Consider the following 15642-nt stretch of genomic DNA (forward strand, 5'->3'; position numbering starts at 1 on the left):
TTATATGAGCCACAAGCGAATTGTCATTGCCGGTACCCGCAGCGGTGTGGGCAAGACGAGTATTGCCACCGGTTTAATGGCTGCCCTGGCGGCCGGGGGGCTGAAGGTCCAGGGCTTTAAGATCGGGCCGGACTACATCGACCCCGGCTACCATACCCTGGCCACCGGCCGGCCCTCCCGCAACCTGGATACCTTTTTAACGGCACCGGCCGACGTCCTGGAGGTTTTTTCCCGGGCCATCGCTGATGCTGATATCGCCATTATCGAAGGGGTCATGGGCCTTTATGACGGCCATAAGGAAGACGGCGGCGGCAGTACGGCGGCCATCGCCCGCCTGCTGGCCGCCCCGGTTCTCCTGGTTTTGGATGCCACATCCCTGGGCCAGAGTGCGGCCGCCGAAGTCTTGGGTTACCGGGAATTTGATCCCGGGCTGCATCTAGCCGGGGTCATCCTCAACCGGGTCGGCAGCGAGGGCCACCTGCAGCTCCTCCGCCGGGCCATTGAAGATTACACCGGGGTAAGGGTGGTGGGGTGGCTTTTCAAAGATGCCCTGCCCTCCCTTCCTTCCAGGCACCTGGGATTGATCCCGGCCGTTGAGCAAAGGGAAATAAAGGCCATCCTTCAGGAACTGGCCGCCGGTGTGGCTGCCGGCATCGATTTACGGGAAATCGTGGCTCTGGCCGGGAAGGCCGGACCCTTACCACCAGGGGCGGGCGAGAGCTTTGCGAGGGCCACCGCCCAAGCAGGTGCGAGGGTGCCGGTGGCCGTAGCCAGGGATGAGGCTTTCAACTTTTACTATCAGGATTCCCTGGATTTTTTAGCGGCCCTGGGGGCAGAACTCCTGCCCTTCAGTCCTTTACACGATACCGCGCTGCCGGAAGAAGCGGCAGGGGCGATTATCGGCGGCGGCTTTCCGGAGATCTTCCTCGCGTCCCTTGCCGACAATAAGTCTTTGTTGGTCGACCTTCGACGTCGGGTGAAGGAAGGCATGCCCCTTTATGCCGAGTGTGGCGGACTTATGTATTTGACGAGGAGCATAACCGACCTCGAAGGCCGGACCTGGGAGATGGCGGGGATAGTACCGGCCGACTGCCGCATGCAGACCAGATTGGCCGGCCTGGGTTATCGGAAAGCCCGTTTTTGCCGGGACAACATTTTGGGTAAAAATGGTGATACCATCCGGGGTCACGAGTTCCATTATTCGACGCTGACCCCTTTGGCCGATGCTTTCTCGCCCGCCTATTCCTGGCAGGTGGGGGAAAGCTTTTACTACGACGGTTATACCGCACAGGGAATACTGGCCTCCTACATACATTTACATTTCCTGGGTAACAAGCAGGCTGCAGCCAATTTTATAGCGGCATGTAAGCGCTTTTTAAAAGCCTACCGGAGGAGGAATGCTTCATGCAATTATTAAACCAAACCCTGGCCGCCATCAAACCCCTAAACGGGGAGGCAATGGCCCGTGCCCAGGCCCACCTCGACGACCTCACTAAACCCCCCGGAAGCCTTGGCACCCTGGAAGCCATTGCCCGTCAACTAGCCGGTATAAAAGGGGAAGTTCCGCGGCAACTGAACCGCAAGACCCATATCCTTATGGCCGGCGATCATGGTGTGGTGGCGGAAGGTGTAAGCGCCTTTCCCCAGGAAGTTACGCCCCAGATGGTATTAAATTTTGCCAGGGGCGGGGCAGCAATCAACGTTCTAGCCCGCCATGCCGGGGCGGAGCTGGTCCTGGTGGATATAGGTGTCGCGGTGGAACTTCCGGACCTTCCCGGATTGCTTAAAAGAAAGGTCGCTCCTGGGACTGCCAATCTGGCAAGGGGCCCGGCCATGACCAGAGAGCAGGCCATCGCTGCCCTGGAAACAGGTATCGAAGTCGCCGACGAGCAAATTGCCGCCGGTGGCGAACTTTTGGGCATTGGAGAAATGGGCATTGGCAACACCACCCCCAGCACGGCCATTGTTGCCGCCTTCAGCGGTCTGCCGGTGGAAAAGATAACCGGGCGGGGGACGGGGGTGGATGATAAGCGCCTGCAGCTGAAAATCAATGCCATTCGCCGGGGGCTGGAAGTAAATCGCCCCGATCCTACCGACCCGCTGGATGTTCTGGCCAAGGTTGGCGGCCTGGAAATAGCCGGTATGGCCGGGGTGATACTGGCCGGAGCCGCCAAACGAGTGCCGGTAATTATCGACGGCTTCATCTCCGGGGCTGCCGCCCTGGTAGCCGTCAAACTTGCTCCGGAGGCAAGGGGATACATCCTGGCGTCCCATCTTTCAGAAGAGCCCGGCCATGCCGCTGTCCTGGAACTTTTAGGCCTCAAACCCATGTTGACCATGGCGATGCGCCTTGGTGAGGGTACCGGGGCCGCCCTGGGCATGACTTTAGTCGAAGCGGCCATTAAAATCTATCATGAAATGGCTACCTTCAGCCAGGCCGGGGTTTCGGGGGCGCTGGATAGTTGAAGGGTTTAAATGCCTTTCTGGTGGCCTTGAAATTTTTAACCCGGCTACCCATCAGGGGCGGCGACAATACTGTAGAAGCCTGGCAGCAAAGCGTAGCTTACTTTCCCCTGGTGGGGCTGGTTTTAGGTCTTATCCTGGCCGTTGCCTGGCAGGTATTGAGCTTACTGGTCCCCTCCCTTCCCCGGGCCGGACTGGTCCTGGCCCTGGCAGTTTTTTTAAGCGGCGGTCTGCACCTGGACGGTTTTATCGACAGCATGGATGGGCTTTTTTCCGGGAAGGATCGTGAACGCATTTTAACTATCATGAAGGATACCCATGTGGGTGCCCACGGCGTTACAGCTGTCGTCACTTTGCTGGTTTTGAAATTTAGCCTGTTAGCTGCTTTACCGTCTGAACGTCTCCGGCTGGGCGATCTGGGGCTGCCGCCGTCGCTCATATTGATGCCCGTCCTGGGTCGCTGGGCCATGGTCGTGGCATTGACCTCTTTTCCTTACGCCCGGAAGGAAGGGTTGGGTTCCCTTTTTCAGGCCGGCCGGGGACGTTATAGCCTTTTTTTCGCCACCCTGGCAGCCGTCCTGCTGGCGTGGTTTATCATGGGCCCTGCGGGCTTAATTTATCTCTTCCTTACGGCCCTGGTGTCCTTGGGATGGTGTAGCTGGCTCCGGCGGCTCCTGGGGGGGTTGACGGGCGATACCTACGGTGCTTTGGCCGAAATTGTTGAGGTATTTTTCCTGACAGTTTATTATTTACGCCCCTGGTAGAGGGAGGAGTGAAGCATGCGGGGTGTGGCCCGGGCCCATGGTGCCTGCGGCGAATTAGTCCAGGGAATAGTCGACGGAAGGTATTTTTTGATTACCTGCCCCATAGACATCAACGCCGAAGTAACCGTTACTTTAATTCCCGGAGGACGCTTCGAGGCCCCTCCGGGAAAGAGCAAGGCTTTGGCGGCAGCCCGTTTGACCATGGAACGGCTGGGAGAAAAACGCTGGGGCGCAGGCCTGTCAATTTACAACCCCCTGCCGCCGGGTAAGGGTTTGGCCAGCAGTACCGCCGACGTGGCGGCGGCGGCAGCGGCTACGGCCAAAGCATTGGGAGCGGAGCTTTCCCTGGAAGACATTAAAGACATAGCTCTGGCCGTTGAACCGAGCGATGGCACCTTTATGCCGGGTGTCGTCCTGTTCGACCATCTACAGGGTCGTTTCTGGGAATATTTGGGAGAGCCTCCTCCTCTGGACTTATTGATTATCGATCTGGGAGGTACGGTCGACACCGTCCTTTTTAACCGACGCCGGGATTTATTAAAATTAAACCTTAACAAAGAAGAAAATGTACGCCGGGCGGTGAAGCTGGTGCGGGAAGGCCTGGCCTATGGCAGGGAAGATTTGCTCTGCGAAGGAGCTACCATTAGCGCCCTGGCCAACCAGGAGATACTCTATAAACCTGAACTGGAAACGCTGATTGAAATAGCGACAACCATGGGAGCATTGGGAGTTAATATAGCACATAGCGGCACAGTAATCGGCATCTTTTACCGGTCCCACGAGGTAGATTGTAAGGGGCTGGAGGTAAAGATTCGTTCGGTTTTTCCCCATGTAAATTTTCTGCGGGCGAAGATGACCGGCGGGGGAGTGGAGGCTAGACGTGCATCATGTTTTGGTGGCACAAGGTTTTTATGGAACAGGCATCGGGTAGGTCCTTTCACGGCGGTGACTGGCAGGGGGCGGTAGATAAATACGGATGGCAGCCGGATGAGATTCTGGATTTCAGCTCCAACATCAACCCCCTGGGACCGCCGTCCCGGGTAATTGCAGCCCTGCAGGAGAACCTGAAGGCCGTTCGGCGTTATCCCGATCCCCAGTGCCGGCAGTTAAAGCAGGCTCTGGCTAAATATTTACAGGTTAATCCGGCCGCCCTTATTGCCGCCAACGGGGCGAGTGAATTGATTTATCTTATTGTGCAGGCTTTGAGACCGCGGCGTGTCCTGGTTGCCGAGCCCACCTTCGGCGAATATCAGCGGTCCGCGGCAATGGTCGGAGCCGAGGTGGTCACCTTAGAACTCGAACCCGCGTCGGCTTTTGTTTTAGATATTGACAGCTGGCGGAAAAAGCTACCGGGGGTTGATCTTGCTTTTTTATGTAACCCCAACAATCCTACCGGAAAGCTCCTGGAAACTGGGATTTTGCATGCCATCGTGGAATCCTGCCGACAACAAGGTGTTTTTCTTGTTTTAGACGAATCTTTTCTCGATTTTTGCCATAACTGGAGGGAGTTATCTTTAGTGGCCACGGCGGCGGCGCAGGAAGGAATTTTAATCCTTCGTTCCCTTACCAAAATTTTTGCCCTTCCCGGGCTGCGTCTGGGATGCGGCGTGGCCCATCCAAAGCTGGTGGCCGGGTTGGAAGGACGGCGGGATCCCTGGAGCGTGAATATTCTGGCCCAGATAGCCGGCGTCGTGGCCCTGGCGGATACAGGGTATCTTACCAAAACCCAGGAATTAATCAGGCGGGAAAAAGAATATCTCTATTATGGGTTGGCGGAACTGGCAGGATTCCGGCCGTTCCATCCCGAAGTAAATTTTATCCTTACGGATATTTCCGCCAGCGGCCTTACTGCTTCCGAGCTGGCGCATCATTTGGCCCGGGAACGTATTTTAATCCGTGACTGTTCTTCATTCCCCGGACTGGGGCCGACCTATTTTCGTACGGCCGTCCTCGATCGGGCGGCCAACCATAAGTTACTTCAGGCGTTAAAGAAGATAGTGGAGGAGAATTGATTGCAAGGAACAAGGGTTTACTTAGTGCGCCATGGAGAAACGGAATGGAACAACTCGGGACGTTATCAGGGGCACTCGGACGTAGCTTTGAGTTCTCAGGGTAGGCGGCAGGCGGAACTGTTACGAGAGCGTCTGCGTCATATATCATTTGATGCCGTTTATAGCAGCGACCTCCTCCGGGCACGGGAAACGGCCGCCATTATCGCCGCCGTCCATGGACTTAACGTTAAAACGGACGAGGCATTCCGGGAAATCAATTTTGGAGCATGGGAAGGTTTGACCTATCAGGAAATAGTGGCGGCTTTTCCTCACGAATGGGAAAGCTGGCGACGGGACCCTGCCAACGTAGTGATACCCGGGGGCGAAAGCTTCCGTCAGGTTAAGGAGCGGGTGTGGCGGGCCTTCCGAATGATGGTAGAAAGAGAGAAGGGACACAATCTTCTCCTTGTAGCCCATGGCGGTAGTTTAAGGGCCCTTATCTGTGCCGTTTTGGGGATGGATTTAACTGCTGTATGGCGTTTCCGCCTGGACAATACCGGGGTTAGTATCGTCGATTGTTATAATGGCGATTTTATCCTGGCTTTACTTAACGATAGCCACCATCTCGAGACTTTGGGCGGTCCAAACGAAAGCGGTATATTGTAATGGTGACGGCGTAAAATAACGTCCATTAAGGCAAAATACCTTTTAGGAGGTGCTTGCCGTGGACGCGACCTTTAAACCTGCGCGAGTGCCCTGGAGTACAAGGCCCGGTTTAAAGGAAATGGCTGCTGAAGCTGGAGTGGATTATGATCGTTTTCTGGCCGGGCTGGCGGCCAACCGCTCCGACACCGAGCTGGCGGCGGAATTCGGGGTGGAAACAGAGGTTATTTATCACCTGCGGGATCACTTTGAGCGTTATGGCATCCACTCTATAATGGGACAGGATTAGCCGGGTACTCCCGGCTATTTAGTTTTAGTCCTCTGGGGAGAACCCTTGGGGGGTGGCTGGTAAAAAAAACTGTTTTTGTGATATAATTAAGCAATAATCTGGTCCTGCAAGGGGGCTTAAACTTGACTACCGATAAGATTGTAGGTGAAGGGTTGACCTTTGATGACGTTTTGCTGATACCGGGGGAATCCGAAGTCCTGCCGCGGGAAGTGGATATCAGCTCTAATTTTACCCGCAATATCCGTCTCAATACCCCCCTGGTGAGTGCGGCCATGGATACGGTGACTGAAGCCAGGATGGCCATCAGTATGGCCCGGGAGGGCGGTATAGGAGTTATCCATAAAAATATGTCCATCGAACGTCAGGCTAAAGAAGTAGATCGGGTTAAACGTTCAGAACATGGGGTTATTACCGACCCCATATCCCTTACCCCCGATCACAAAGTAAGGGACGCCCTGGCTTTAATGGAGCATTATCATATATCTGGGGTGCCCATAACCGTAAAAGGGAAACTGGTGGGCATCATAACTAACAGAGATATACGTTTTGAAGAAAACTATGAGCGACCCATTGCGGAAGTCATGACTAAAGACAACCTTGTAACCGCTCCGGTGGGTACTACCTTGAATGAGGCCATGGCCATACTCCGCCGCCATAAAATCGAAAAGCTTCCTCTGGTAGATGAAGAATACAACCTTAAAGGTTTAATTACCATCAAGGACATCGAAAAGACGAAAAAGCATCCCCTGGCCTCCAAAGACGAAAAGGGACGCCTGCGGGTTGCGGCGGCGGTAGGAGTGGGCGCCGATACCATGGCCAGGGTAGAAGCCCTGGTGGGAGCAGGAGTAGATGCCATCGTTGTCGATACCGCCCACGGACAGGCCCGCAGTGTTCTGGAAACTGTACGCCGGATTAAGGCCGCTTTTCCGGATATAGAGCTGGTGGCAGGCAACGTGGCCACGGCCGAAGGAGCCAGGGCCCTGTGTGAGGCAGGAGTGGATGCCGTCAAAGTAGGCGTAGGTCCGGGATCCATCTGTACCACCCGTGTTATTGCCGGTATAGGCGTACCTCAAATTACAGCCATTATCGAATGCGCGCGGGCGGCAGCGCCCTTTGGCGTACCCGTTATTGCTGACGGCGGAATTAAATATTCCGGCGATGTCACCAAAGCCCTGGCTGCCGGAGCCAGCACCGTTATGATCGGCGGCTTGCTGGCAGGAACTGAAGAAAGCCCTGGAGAAATAGAAATCTTCCAGGGACGCAGCTTTAAAAGTTACCGGGGTATGGGATCCCTGGCGGCAATGAAAGAAGGCAGTAAGGACCGCTATTTCCAAGAAGAGGCAGACAAGCTGGTGCCGGAGGGTATTGAGGGTCGCGTGCCCTATAAAGGGCCTGTAGCCGAAACTATTTTCCAGCTCGTTGGAGGTCTTAGGGCCGGTATGGGTTACTGCGGCGCCAGAAATATTCCCGAGCTCCAGAAAAAAGGACGGTTTATCCGCATTACCCCTGCAGGTCTGCGGGAGAGTCATCCCCACGATGTAATGATTACAAAGGAAGCACCTAATTACCGGATATAGAATAGCTTTGAAGGAGAGGAGCAAACGGATGGCGTCAGAAGTTTTTTGGGCTGATATGCGCACGAAAAAAGGGAAAAACCTGGTGAATAAAGTAGCCGGTTTGTGGCGGAAGGCCGGTTTTAAAAGGGCTATTGCCGACCAAGATTTGGTGGCCGTTAAAATTCATTTCGGCGAGAAAGGTAACCTTGCCTACATCAACCCGGTTTTTGCCCGTCAGATCGTAGAGTTGGTGAAAGCAAGCAAGGGCATGCCCTTCCTTACCGATTCCAACACCCTTTACGTCGGTTCCCGCTCCAACGCCGTCGAACATTTACAGACGGCCATTGAAAACGGTTTTGCCTATGCCGTGGTCGGCGCACCTGTAATCATTGCCGACGGCTTAAAGGGCAAGGATTATTACGAAGTCCCCATCGAAGGCAAACATTTCCGGCAGGTTAAAATTAGTAGCGCCATTTATCACGCCGATAGTATGGTGGTGATGAGTCATTTTAAGGGCCATGAATTAACGGCATTCGGTGGAACTATTAAAAACCTCGGCATGGGATGCGGCAGTCCCGGCGGCAAGCAAATGATGCACAGTGACGTTCTGCCCGAGGTGCAGGAGGAAAAGTGCGTCGGCTGCGGTTTATGTCGGCGCTGGTGTCCGGCAGAAGCCATCACCGTAAACGAAAAAGCCAGCATTGATGCCGGATTGTGTATAGGATGCGGTGAATGTACTGTAACCTGCCCGGAAAGGGCAATTAAGGCCAGCTTCAAAAGCGATCCTGTCGTGTTGCAGGAAAAAATCGTTGAATTTGCCCTGGGGGCCGTCAAAGACAAAAAGGATAAATGTGTTTATTTTAACTTTTTGACCCATGTTGCCCCCGAGTGCGACTGTAACTCGTGGAACGACGCCGCCATTATTCCCGACGTCGGCATCCTGGCTTCCTGGGACCCTGTGGCCTTAGATCAGGCCAGCCTGGACCTGGCCAACGCTCAGCCCGCTTTGCCGGGAACGCGCCTGGACGGAAGGGATAACGTAAAGGACAAATTCCAGGCTATCAGCGGTTATGACGGGACGCATCTTCTGCGGTACGCCGAGGAAGTAGGCCTAGGAACAAGGGAATATAAGCTCATTAAGATTTAAGAACACCATGGAGCAGGAGGATTTAAAAAAATGGCGAATTTATATGTTAAGAAGCTGGAAGGGAGACCGGGTCGGCATCTGGCCTATCGCCTTTCTTATGGCTGTGATTTACTGGAAGCCCTGCAGGGTATAGTGGAAGAAGAAGATATTCGTTTCGGCTCCATCAACTTTTTGGGCAGCGTTTCCAAGGCAAAGGTAGGGTATTTTGTGGTAGAAGAGAAGCGTTTTATAACAATAGAGATTGACCAGCTGCTGGAGATTTTAAGCGGCCTGGGCAATGTTTCCTTAAAAGACGGTAAACCCTTTGTGCATGCCCACGTAACTTTTCTCGATCGTGAAGGCAAGGTGCACGGAGGCCACCTTTTGCCGGGTACCATTGTATATGCGGGAGAAGTCTTTATAGAAGAAATCGAGCTGCCGGCGCCGCCGGAGCGTGTTTACGACCCGGTTACAGGGTTAAACTTATGGAAATGAGACCTACCTTAACGGGGGTGAGGATAGTGCTCATACCGGTAAAGGTAAAACAAATAGTCCTGGATCAATCCTTGAGCCCGGTAGTGCTGTTGAGCGATCAAGAGGAAACCCAGATTCTTCCCATCTGGGTCGGTCCCTTTGAAGCCCAGGCCATAGCCCTGGCCCTCCAGGGTATCCTTACGCCGCGTCCCCTCACCCACGATCTGATGCGTTCCCTCTGTGAAAACTTGGGGGTGGAGGTCAGCAAGGTCCTGGTCCAGGATATACGCGACGGTACTTATTATGCCGAGCTTTACCTCCGGCAGGGGGAGAAAGAAATAGTAGTAGATGCGCGTCCGAGTGATGCCATTGCCCTGGCTTTAAGGACTAACGCCCCCCTTTATATAACGGAAAAGGTCGCTGCCTACACTTTGAATATCGAGGATTTAGTTAGCGCCGAGCAGGCTGAAGAGCTGCAGCAATTGCTAGAAGAGAACAAACCAGAAGATGATAAAAAACACCTGCATTAATGGAATGAAAAACTTCCATCCCGGCCGGAGAGAGGCCGGGTTTATTTGTAGCCGAGACCGTGAGCATGTATAATAAAAGGAGCTATATCTAGCTTTCCGGAGGGTTAAAATTGGCAGGTCAAGGGAAAACCTTTAAGATTGTTACCTATGGTTGTCAGATGAATCAACGGGACAGCGAAATGATGGCCGATCTCCTTCAGGCGGCGGGATATGAACCGGTGGACGATGAGGCGGAAGCCGGGTTGATTATCCTTGATACCTGCTGTGTACGGGAAAAGGCTGAAAATAAAGTGTATGGCAAGCTCGGCCAGATAGAAAAGTTTAAAAGCGCCAACCCGGATCTGGTGATTGCCGTTGCCGGTTGTATGGTACAGCAGCCGGGAGCGGCGGAGAGGATCCGCCAGCAGGCTCCTTACGTCGACCTGCTCCTGGGGACCCACAATTTGGCGGAACTGCCCCGTCTGATCGAGGAAGTCAGGAAGATGCGGCGGCCCGTGGTTGCCGTTCAGGGAGGGGAGGGTCCTGTAGTTGAAAACCTTCCCCGGCGACGGGCCCGGGGTGCCCAGGCGTTTGTTACCATTACTTATGGCTGCAATAATTTTTGCACTTACTGCATCGTTCCTTACGTCCGCGGCCGGGAGAGAAGCCGGCGACCGGAAGACATTTTGAAAGAAATCGAGGATTTGGTCGACCAGGGAGTTATTGAGGTAACCCTACTGGGCCAGAATGTTAATTCCTACGGCCGGGATCTGGAAAATAAAGTTACCTTTGCCGACCTGTTAACTATGGTCAACGCCGTTGCGGGTTTAAAACGTATCCGCTACGTAACTTCCCATCCCCGCGATTTTACTACCGAACTGGTGGAAACCATCAGCCGCCTGGAAAAAGTATGCGAACATGTACATTTGCCCGTTCAAGCCGGCAGTAACCGCATTTTGGAACTTATGCACCGCGGTTATACGCGGGAGCAATACCTGGAGCTGGTGACTAATTTACGCCGCCACATTCCCGGAATCGGCCTGACTACAGATCTGATCGTCGGTTTTCCGGGAGAAACAGAGGAAGACTTCCAGGAAACCCTTGATTTAGTTGCCAAAGTGGAGTTTGATAATGCTTTTACCTTTATGTTTTCTCCCCGGAAGGGAACTGTTGCCGCCGGCCTTCCGGGACAGTTGCCCCAGGAAGTAAAAAAGGAACGGCTTAAAAGGTTAATGGAGCTTCAAAATAAAATTAGCCTAGCGAAAAACGAGGCCCTGGTTGGAGAGGTAGTCGAGGTGCTGGTGGAAGGCCCGAGCAAGACCGATCCTTCCAAGTTAAGCGGGCGCACCCGTACAAACAAGTTAGTCATCTTTCCGGGTGACGCGGAGTTAACCGGCCGCCTGGTAAATGTGCGGCTTACCAAAGCCCAAACCTGGCTGTTAAAAGGGGAAATAAGCCGTGCCTAAAGGACAGGCCCTTACCCCGATGATGGAGCAATACCGCCAGATTAAAGCCCAATATCCCGACAGTATTCTTTTTTTTCGCCTGGGCGATTTCTATGAAATGTTTTATGAGGATGCCGAATTGGTGTCCAAAGAACTGGATCTGGTTTTAACTACACGAGGCGGGAAAGATGCGGCCCCCATGTGCGGGGTACCCTACCATGCCGCCGACGGCTATTTAGCCCGTCTGATTGCGAAGGGTTATAAAGTCGCCATTTGTGAACAAATGGAAGATCCACGCCAGGCAAAGGGTCTGGTGCGTCGTCAGGTCGTGCGGGTGGTTACGCCCGGGACGATAATCGACGAAAAAGCTCTGCCGGCCGGCGGCAATAATTACCTGGCGGCAATTGTAAAAGATGACAGCGGCTTCGGCCTGGCGTGGGTCGACGCCTCTACGGGGGAATTTCAATATACTTTTTGTCCGGGAGTGGATGAACTCCTCGACGAGCTGGTACGGTTAATGCCTGCGGAATACCTATTGCCTCCGGAACTGGCGGGGGACACCTCCTTTTGCCGGCGTCTGCAGCTCTTTACACGAGGTGTAATTACCACCTGGGATGCAGCCCACGAGGCTGAAGAAGCCCGTCAGGAGCTCTGCCGCCATTTTGGTGAAGAAAACTTTTGCCGGAATGACGTACCGCCGACGGTGTACCTGGCTACAGCCATGGTTTTAACTTTCCTAAAAACTACCCAGCAGAGTTCCCTGCCCCATTTGGACGTACCAACACCGGCGGCCACCGCCAGCCGGATGATACTCGATCAGGCCACAAGGCGCAACTTGGAGCTGGTTACTTGCGGTCGGGAAGAAAAGAGGGAGGGCTCCCTCCTGTGGGTTCTCGATAAAACGGTCACCGCCATGGGTGCCCGCACCTTGAAACGCTGGCTGGACCAGCCCCTGGTGGACGTTAAGGCCATTAAAAAACGTCAGGAGGCTGTGGGGGATCTGGTCGACAACTTTATTCTCCGCCAGGAGCTGCGGGAAGCGCTGCAGTCTGTGAAGGATCTGGAGCGTCTGGCCGGTCGGGTGGCCTACGGTACGGCCGGCGGACGGGATCTCCAGGCCTTAAGGAAATCCCTGTCGGTAGTGCCCGAGGTTTTAACCCTTTTGGCCGGCACCCGGGCTGGGCTATTATTGGAGCTCAGCAGGCAGCTGGACCCTTTAAGCGATCTCGTAGCGCTCCTTGGCCGGGCCTTGGTAGACGAACCGCCTTTAAACGTCAACGAGGGAGGTATTATTAGGGCCGGTTATAATCCCGAAGTTGACGAATTAAGGCGGGCGGCGGAACACGGCCGCGAATGGATTGCCGCCCTGGAAACCGAAGAAAGGGAACGTACGGGGATTAAATCCCTTAAAGTCGGATACAATAGGGTTTTCGGTTATTACATAGAGGTGACGCGACCCAACCTGCCCCAGGTGCCATCAGACTATGAACGTAAGCAGACTTTGGCCAATGCCGAACGCTTTGTTACCAGACGCCTTTTGGAACTGGAACGGCAGGTTCTGGGAGCCGAAGAGAGATTGATCCAACTGGAATATGAACTATTTCAAGCCCTGCGCGATGAAGTACTGAAAGTCCTTCCCCAAATTCGGCGTACGGCCCGTGCCCTGGGAGTGCTTGATGCCCTCCAGTCCCTGGCAACTGTAGCTGTGGATCGTAATTACACCTGTCCCCAGGTAGATACGGGGATGGTAATTCACATTGAAGGAGGGCGCCATCCCGTTGTCGAATTGGTTGAAACTTACGGGAGTTTTGTGCCCAATGACACGTACCTAGATCAAGAACAGCGGGTGCATATTATTACCGGTCCTAATATGGCCGGCAAATCTACCTACATCCGTCAGGTAGCTTTAATCGTCCTTCTGGCCCAGATCGGTAGTTTTGTGCCGGCGAGAAGGGCAAGGATCGGGATTGTAGACAGGATTTTTACCAGGGTGGGTGCGGCCGACGATCTCTTTGCCGGTCAGAGCACCTTTATGGTGGAAATGCAGGAAGTAGCCAACATCCTGCGCCATGCCACTGCAAAAAGCCTGGTTATTTTAGACGAAGTGGGAAGGGGAACGAGTACTGCCGACGGTTTGAGTATTGCTCGGGCGGTGACGGAGTACCTACATGACGTTATCGGCGCCAGGACCCTATTTGCCACCCATTACCATGAGCTGGTTACACTGGCTGATCAGCTTCCGGGAGTAAAAAACTATTGCGTGGCCGTACGTGAGGAAGGAGAAGATATTACCTTTTTACGTACTATCCTCCCCGGCAGTACCGATAAAAGCTATGGCATACATGTAGCCCGCCTGGCAGGTTTACCCAGCGCAGTACTTAAAAGAGCTCAGGATCTACTGGAAAATATGCCTGAAAATGGAGATAATTATACAATTATGCCGGTTAAAACGTCTCTGTCAGAAGTAGAAAAACAGGTACTGCAGGAATTGGCCAGCTTTGCCCTGATGGCCTCCACACCCCTCCAAGCCATGGAACAAATATTTCGTTGGCAGCAGATATTAAACAACAGGGAAAGGAAAAAAGTATAATGTACCCTGAAGATTATCCCAGAATAAAAGTCCTGGATGTCGAGACGGCCAACCAGATTGCCGCTGGCGAAGTGGTCGAAAGACCTGCTTCGGTCGTAAAAGAACTGGTAGAAAATTCCATAGATGCCGCCGCCCGGCATATAACTGTAGAAGTCATGGGAGGCGGATTAACATTAATTCGTGTGCGCGACGACGGCATAGGCATCAGGCCCGAAGACGCCCCCCTGGCTTTTGCCCGTCATGCTACAAGTAAAATCCGCCGTGCCAGCGATCTGTTTCAGATTAACACTCTGGGTTTTAGAGGGGAAGCTTTACCCAGTATTGCCGCCGTGGCACGGGTGGAAATGGATACCAGGGCTGTTGGCGAAAAAATAGGGGTAAGGGTAAGGGTGGCCGGCGGCGGCGAGCCCGAAGTTAACGTTGTCGGCTGTCCGCCGGGAACGACGGTTACGGTTACTGATTTATTTTATAACACACCGGCGCGGCGGCAGTTTTTAAAAAAACCGACAAGCGAAGCCCGGGCCGCAGTGGCTATAGCTGAAAAACTGGCTTTGGCCCATCCTGAGGTTGCCTTTGCCATGTATCTTGAAGGGAAACGATTGTTTGCTACCCAGGGTAACGGTGAACTACTGGCGGTGATAACTGCCTTATACGGCCTGGAAATGGGTAGGGAGCTATTACCTTTATCTGACACGGGCGAAGGATGGGCCCTTAAAGGATACATCTCGCCTCCATGGCTTCATAGAGCCGGCCGTAGCCATCAAGTATTAATTGTAAACGGACGTTACATATTTAATCGTACCATCACCAGGGCCGTCGAAGATTGCTATCGCACCGTCATTCCTTCTGGACGTTATCCCATCTTTGTCCTTCACCTGGCCATTGATCCGCAAAAGATTGACGTCAACGTCCATCCGGCCAAATTAGAAGTGAAATTTCAGCAGGAACACGAACTGGCCCAAAAGATCGGCGTCGCAATAAATAAAACTTTACATACTCCTCGAGCCGTTATGCCGGCGTCGACCTCCCCCAGAACTCATCAACCCAGACCTTCTGTCATGCAGCCACAGCTTTCCTTTGAGAAGGAAAAACGGTCCGGTTTTTGGGGAGAATATATCCTTAGGGAAAGTCCCGGGCGTGAAGAGAAAAAGACGGTTAAAATTGAAACGAAAGATATAAAACCTTCCATAGAAAAAAGCGATCAGGGCGCGGCACAAAACCTGCCGCCGTTAAAGGTTTTGGGTCAGCTGGGTAGTACATATATTCTGGCCGAAGGCCAAGACGGTCTTTATATTATCGATCAGCACGCGGCCCATGAACGCTGTCGCTATGAAAAGCTGTGCGGGCAAATAAATTCTGGTAGCTGGCCGGCCCAAATGCTGGAACCGCCCAAGACTCTACATTTATCACCGGACATGGCAATAAAAGTCAGGGAGGAAATCGGGGTTTTAGAAAAAATGGGGTTTATTATAGAAGCCTTCGGTAACGCTACCTTTTTGCTAAGGGCGGTTCCGGTGGGAATGCCCATTGATAAAGCAAAGGAGGTTCTCGAAGACTTCTTGAGTGAGGGCGATCTGCCTGCAGAAGAAAGGCTGCTGAAAATAATTGCCTGTCGTGGAGCCGTAAAAGGGGGAGACGTGCTTAGTGTCATGGAAATGCAGGAGCTTCTTGATGCGCTGCGAGGAAGCCAATGCCCTTATACCTGCCCCCACGGTAGACCGGCTTTGATCCGTCTGGAGTGGTCCGCCATTGCCCGTTATTTTCAACGCTAA

At 53.4% G+C, this 15642-nt stretch carries 14 protein-coding genes; all 14 read left to right on the top strand.

Going from position 1 to position 15642, the window contains the following annotated elements; genetic code table 11:
- The first annotated feature begins 4 nt into the window (after window positions 1-4).
- On the top strand, window positions 5-1417 hold the full coding sequence (locus tag MHFGQ_RS06115) for a cobyrinate a,c-diamide synthase (protein WP_106004314.1): 1413 nt from the start codon (window positions 5-7) through the stop codon (window positions 1415-1417).
- Window positions 1405-2466, top strand: coding sequence for a nicotinate-nucleotide--dimethylbenzimidazole phosphoribosyltransferase (cobT, locus tag MHFGQ_RS06120; protein WP_106004315.1), 1062 nt, complete (start codon window positions 1405-1407; stop codon window positions 2464-2466). The genes MHFGQ_RS06115 and cobT overlap by 13 nt, the downstream gene beginning before the upstream one ends.
- Window positions 2463-3227 carry an adenosylcobinamide-GDP ribazoletransferase gene (cobS, locus tag MHFGQ_RS06125; RefSeq protein ID WP_106004316.1) on the top strand — a complete coding sequence of 255 codons (765 nt, stop codon included), beginning with the start codon at window positions 2463-2465 and terminating at the stop codon, window positions 3225-3227. Before cobT ends, cobS begins: the two co-directional genes overlap by 4 nt.
- Window positions 3228-3242: 15 nt before the next feature.
- Window positions 3243-4193, top strand: a complete 951-nt coding sequence (locus MHFGQ_RS06130; protein ID WP_106004317.1) for a GHMP kinase — start codon at window positions 3243-3245, stop codon at window positions 4191-4193.
- A complete protein-coding gene (cobD, locus tag MHFGQ_RS06135; protein WP_170066121.1) occupies window positions 4139-5239 on the top strand; it encodes a threonine-phosphate decarboxylase CobD in 1101 nt (366 codons plus the stop codon). Before MHFGQ_RS06130 ends, cobD begins: the two co-directional genes overlap by 55 nt.
- The gene (gene cobC / locus MHFGQ_RS06140; RefSeq protein ID WP_106004319.1) at window positions 5240-5884 is read left to right on the top strand and encodes an alpha-ribazole phosphatase; all 645 of its coding nucleotides are present in this window, start codon (window positions 5240-5242) and stop codon (window positions 5882-5884) included.
- A 58-nt stretch (window positions 5885-5942) separates the two neighbouring features.
- On the top strand, window positions 5943-6170 hold the full coding sequence (locus tag MHFGQ_RS06145; RefSeq protein WP_106004320.1) for a hypothetical protein: 228 nt from the start codon (window positions 5943-5945) through the stop codon (window positions 6168-6170).
- A 122-nt stretch (window positions 6171-6292) separates the two neighbouring features.
- A complete protein-coding gene (gene guaB, locus MHFGQ_RS06150; protein WP_106004321.1) occupies window positions 6293-7747 on the top strand; it encodes an IMP dehydrogenase in 1455 nt (484 codons plus the stop codon).
- A 28-nt stretch (window positions 7748-7775) separates the two neighbouring features.
- Window positions 7776-8873, top strand: coding sequence for a DUF362 domain-containing protein (locus tag MHFGQ_RS06155; RefSeq protein WP_106004322.1), 1098 nt, complete (start codon window positions 7776-7778; stop codon window positions 8871-8873).
- A gap of 30 nt (window positions 8874-8903) precedes the next feature.
- Entirely contained in the window at window positions 8904-9347 is a 444-nt protein-coding gene (locus MHFGQ_RS06160) for a PPC domain-containing DNA-binding protein (RefSeq protein WP_106004323.1), read from the top strand.
- Window positions 9348-9373: 26 nt separating this feature from the next.
- A complete protein-coding gene (locus MHFGQ_RS06165; protein ID WP_106004324.1) occupies window positions 9374-9856 on the top strand; it encodes a bifunctional nuclease family protein in 483 nt (160 codons plus the stop codon).
- A gap of 158 nt (window positions 9857-10014) precedes the next feature.
- The gene (gene miaB, locus MHFGQ_RS06170) at window positions 10015-11301 is read left to right on the top strand and encodes a tRNA (N6-isopentenyl adenosine(37)-C2)-methylthiotransferase MiaB (RefSeq protein ID WP_211292831.1); all 1287 of its coding nucleotides are present in this window, start codon (window positions 10015-10017) and stop codon (window positions 11299-11301) included.
- Window positions 11302-11320: 19 nt separating this feature from the next.
- Window positions 11321-13870: a DNA mismatch repair protein MutS gene (gene mutS / locus MHFGQ_RS06175; protein ID WP_422879826.1), complete on the top strand. Its 2550-nt coding sequence runs from the start codon at window positions 11321-11323 to the stop codon at window positions 13868-13870.
- Window positions 13870-15642, top strand: a complete 1773-nt coding sequence (gene mutL / locus MHFGQ_RS06180) for a DNA mismatch repair endonuclease MutL (RefSeq protein WP_106004327.1) — start codon at window positions 13870-13872, stop codon at window positions 15640-15642. Before mutS ends, mutL begins: the two co-directional genes overlap by 1 nt.

The organism is Moorella humiferrea (assembly GCF_039233145.1).
Classification (GTDB): Bacteria; Bacillota; DSM-521; order Neomoorellales; family Neomoorellaceae; genus Neomoorella; species Neomoorella humiferrea.

Coding starts and splice junctions, on each gene's coding strand:
- MHFGQ_RS06130 (WP_106004317.1), top strand. CDS start 3,243: ATGCGGGGTGTGGCCCGGGCCCATGGTGCCTGCGGCGAATTAGTCCAG.
- cobD (WP_170066121.1), top strand. CDS start 4,139: ATGGAACAGGCATCGGGTAGGTCCTTTCACGGCGGTGACTGGCAGGGG.
- miaB (WP_211292831.1), top strand. CDS start 10,015: ATGAATCAACGGGACAGCGAAATGATGGCCGATCTCCTTCAGGCGGCG.
- MHFGQ_RS06160 (WP_106004323.1), top strand. CDS start 8,904: ATGGCGAATTTATATGTTAAGAAGCTGGAAGGGAGACCGGGTCGGCAT.
- mutS (WP_422879826.1), top strand. CDS start 11,321: ATGATGGAGCAATACCGCCAGATTAAAGCCCAATATCCCGACAGTATT.
- MHFGQ_RS06115 (WP_106004314.1), top strand. CDS start 5: ATGAGCCACAAGCGAATTGTCATTGCCGGTACCCGCAGCGGTGTGGGC.
- mutL (WP_106004327.1), top strand. CDS start 13,870: ATGTACCCTGAAGATTATCCCAGAATAAAAGTCCTGGATGTCGAGACG.
- cobT (WP_106004315.1), top strand. CDS start 1,405: ATGCAATTATTAAACCAAACCCTGGCCGCCATCAAACCCCTAAACGGG.
- MHFGQ_RS06155 (WP_106004322.1), top strand. CDS start 7,776: ATGGCGTCAGAAGTTTTTTGGGCTGATATGCGCACGAAAAAAGGGAAA.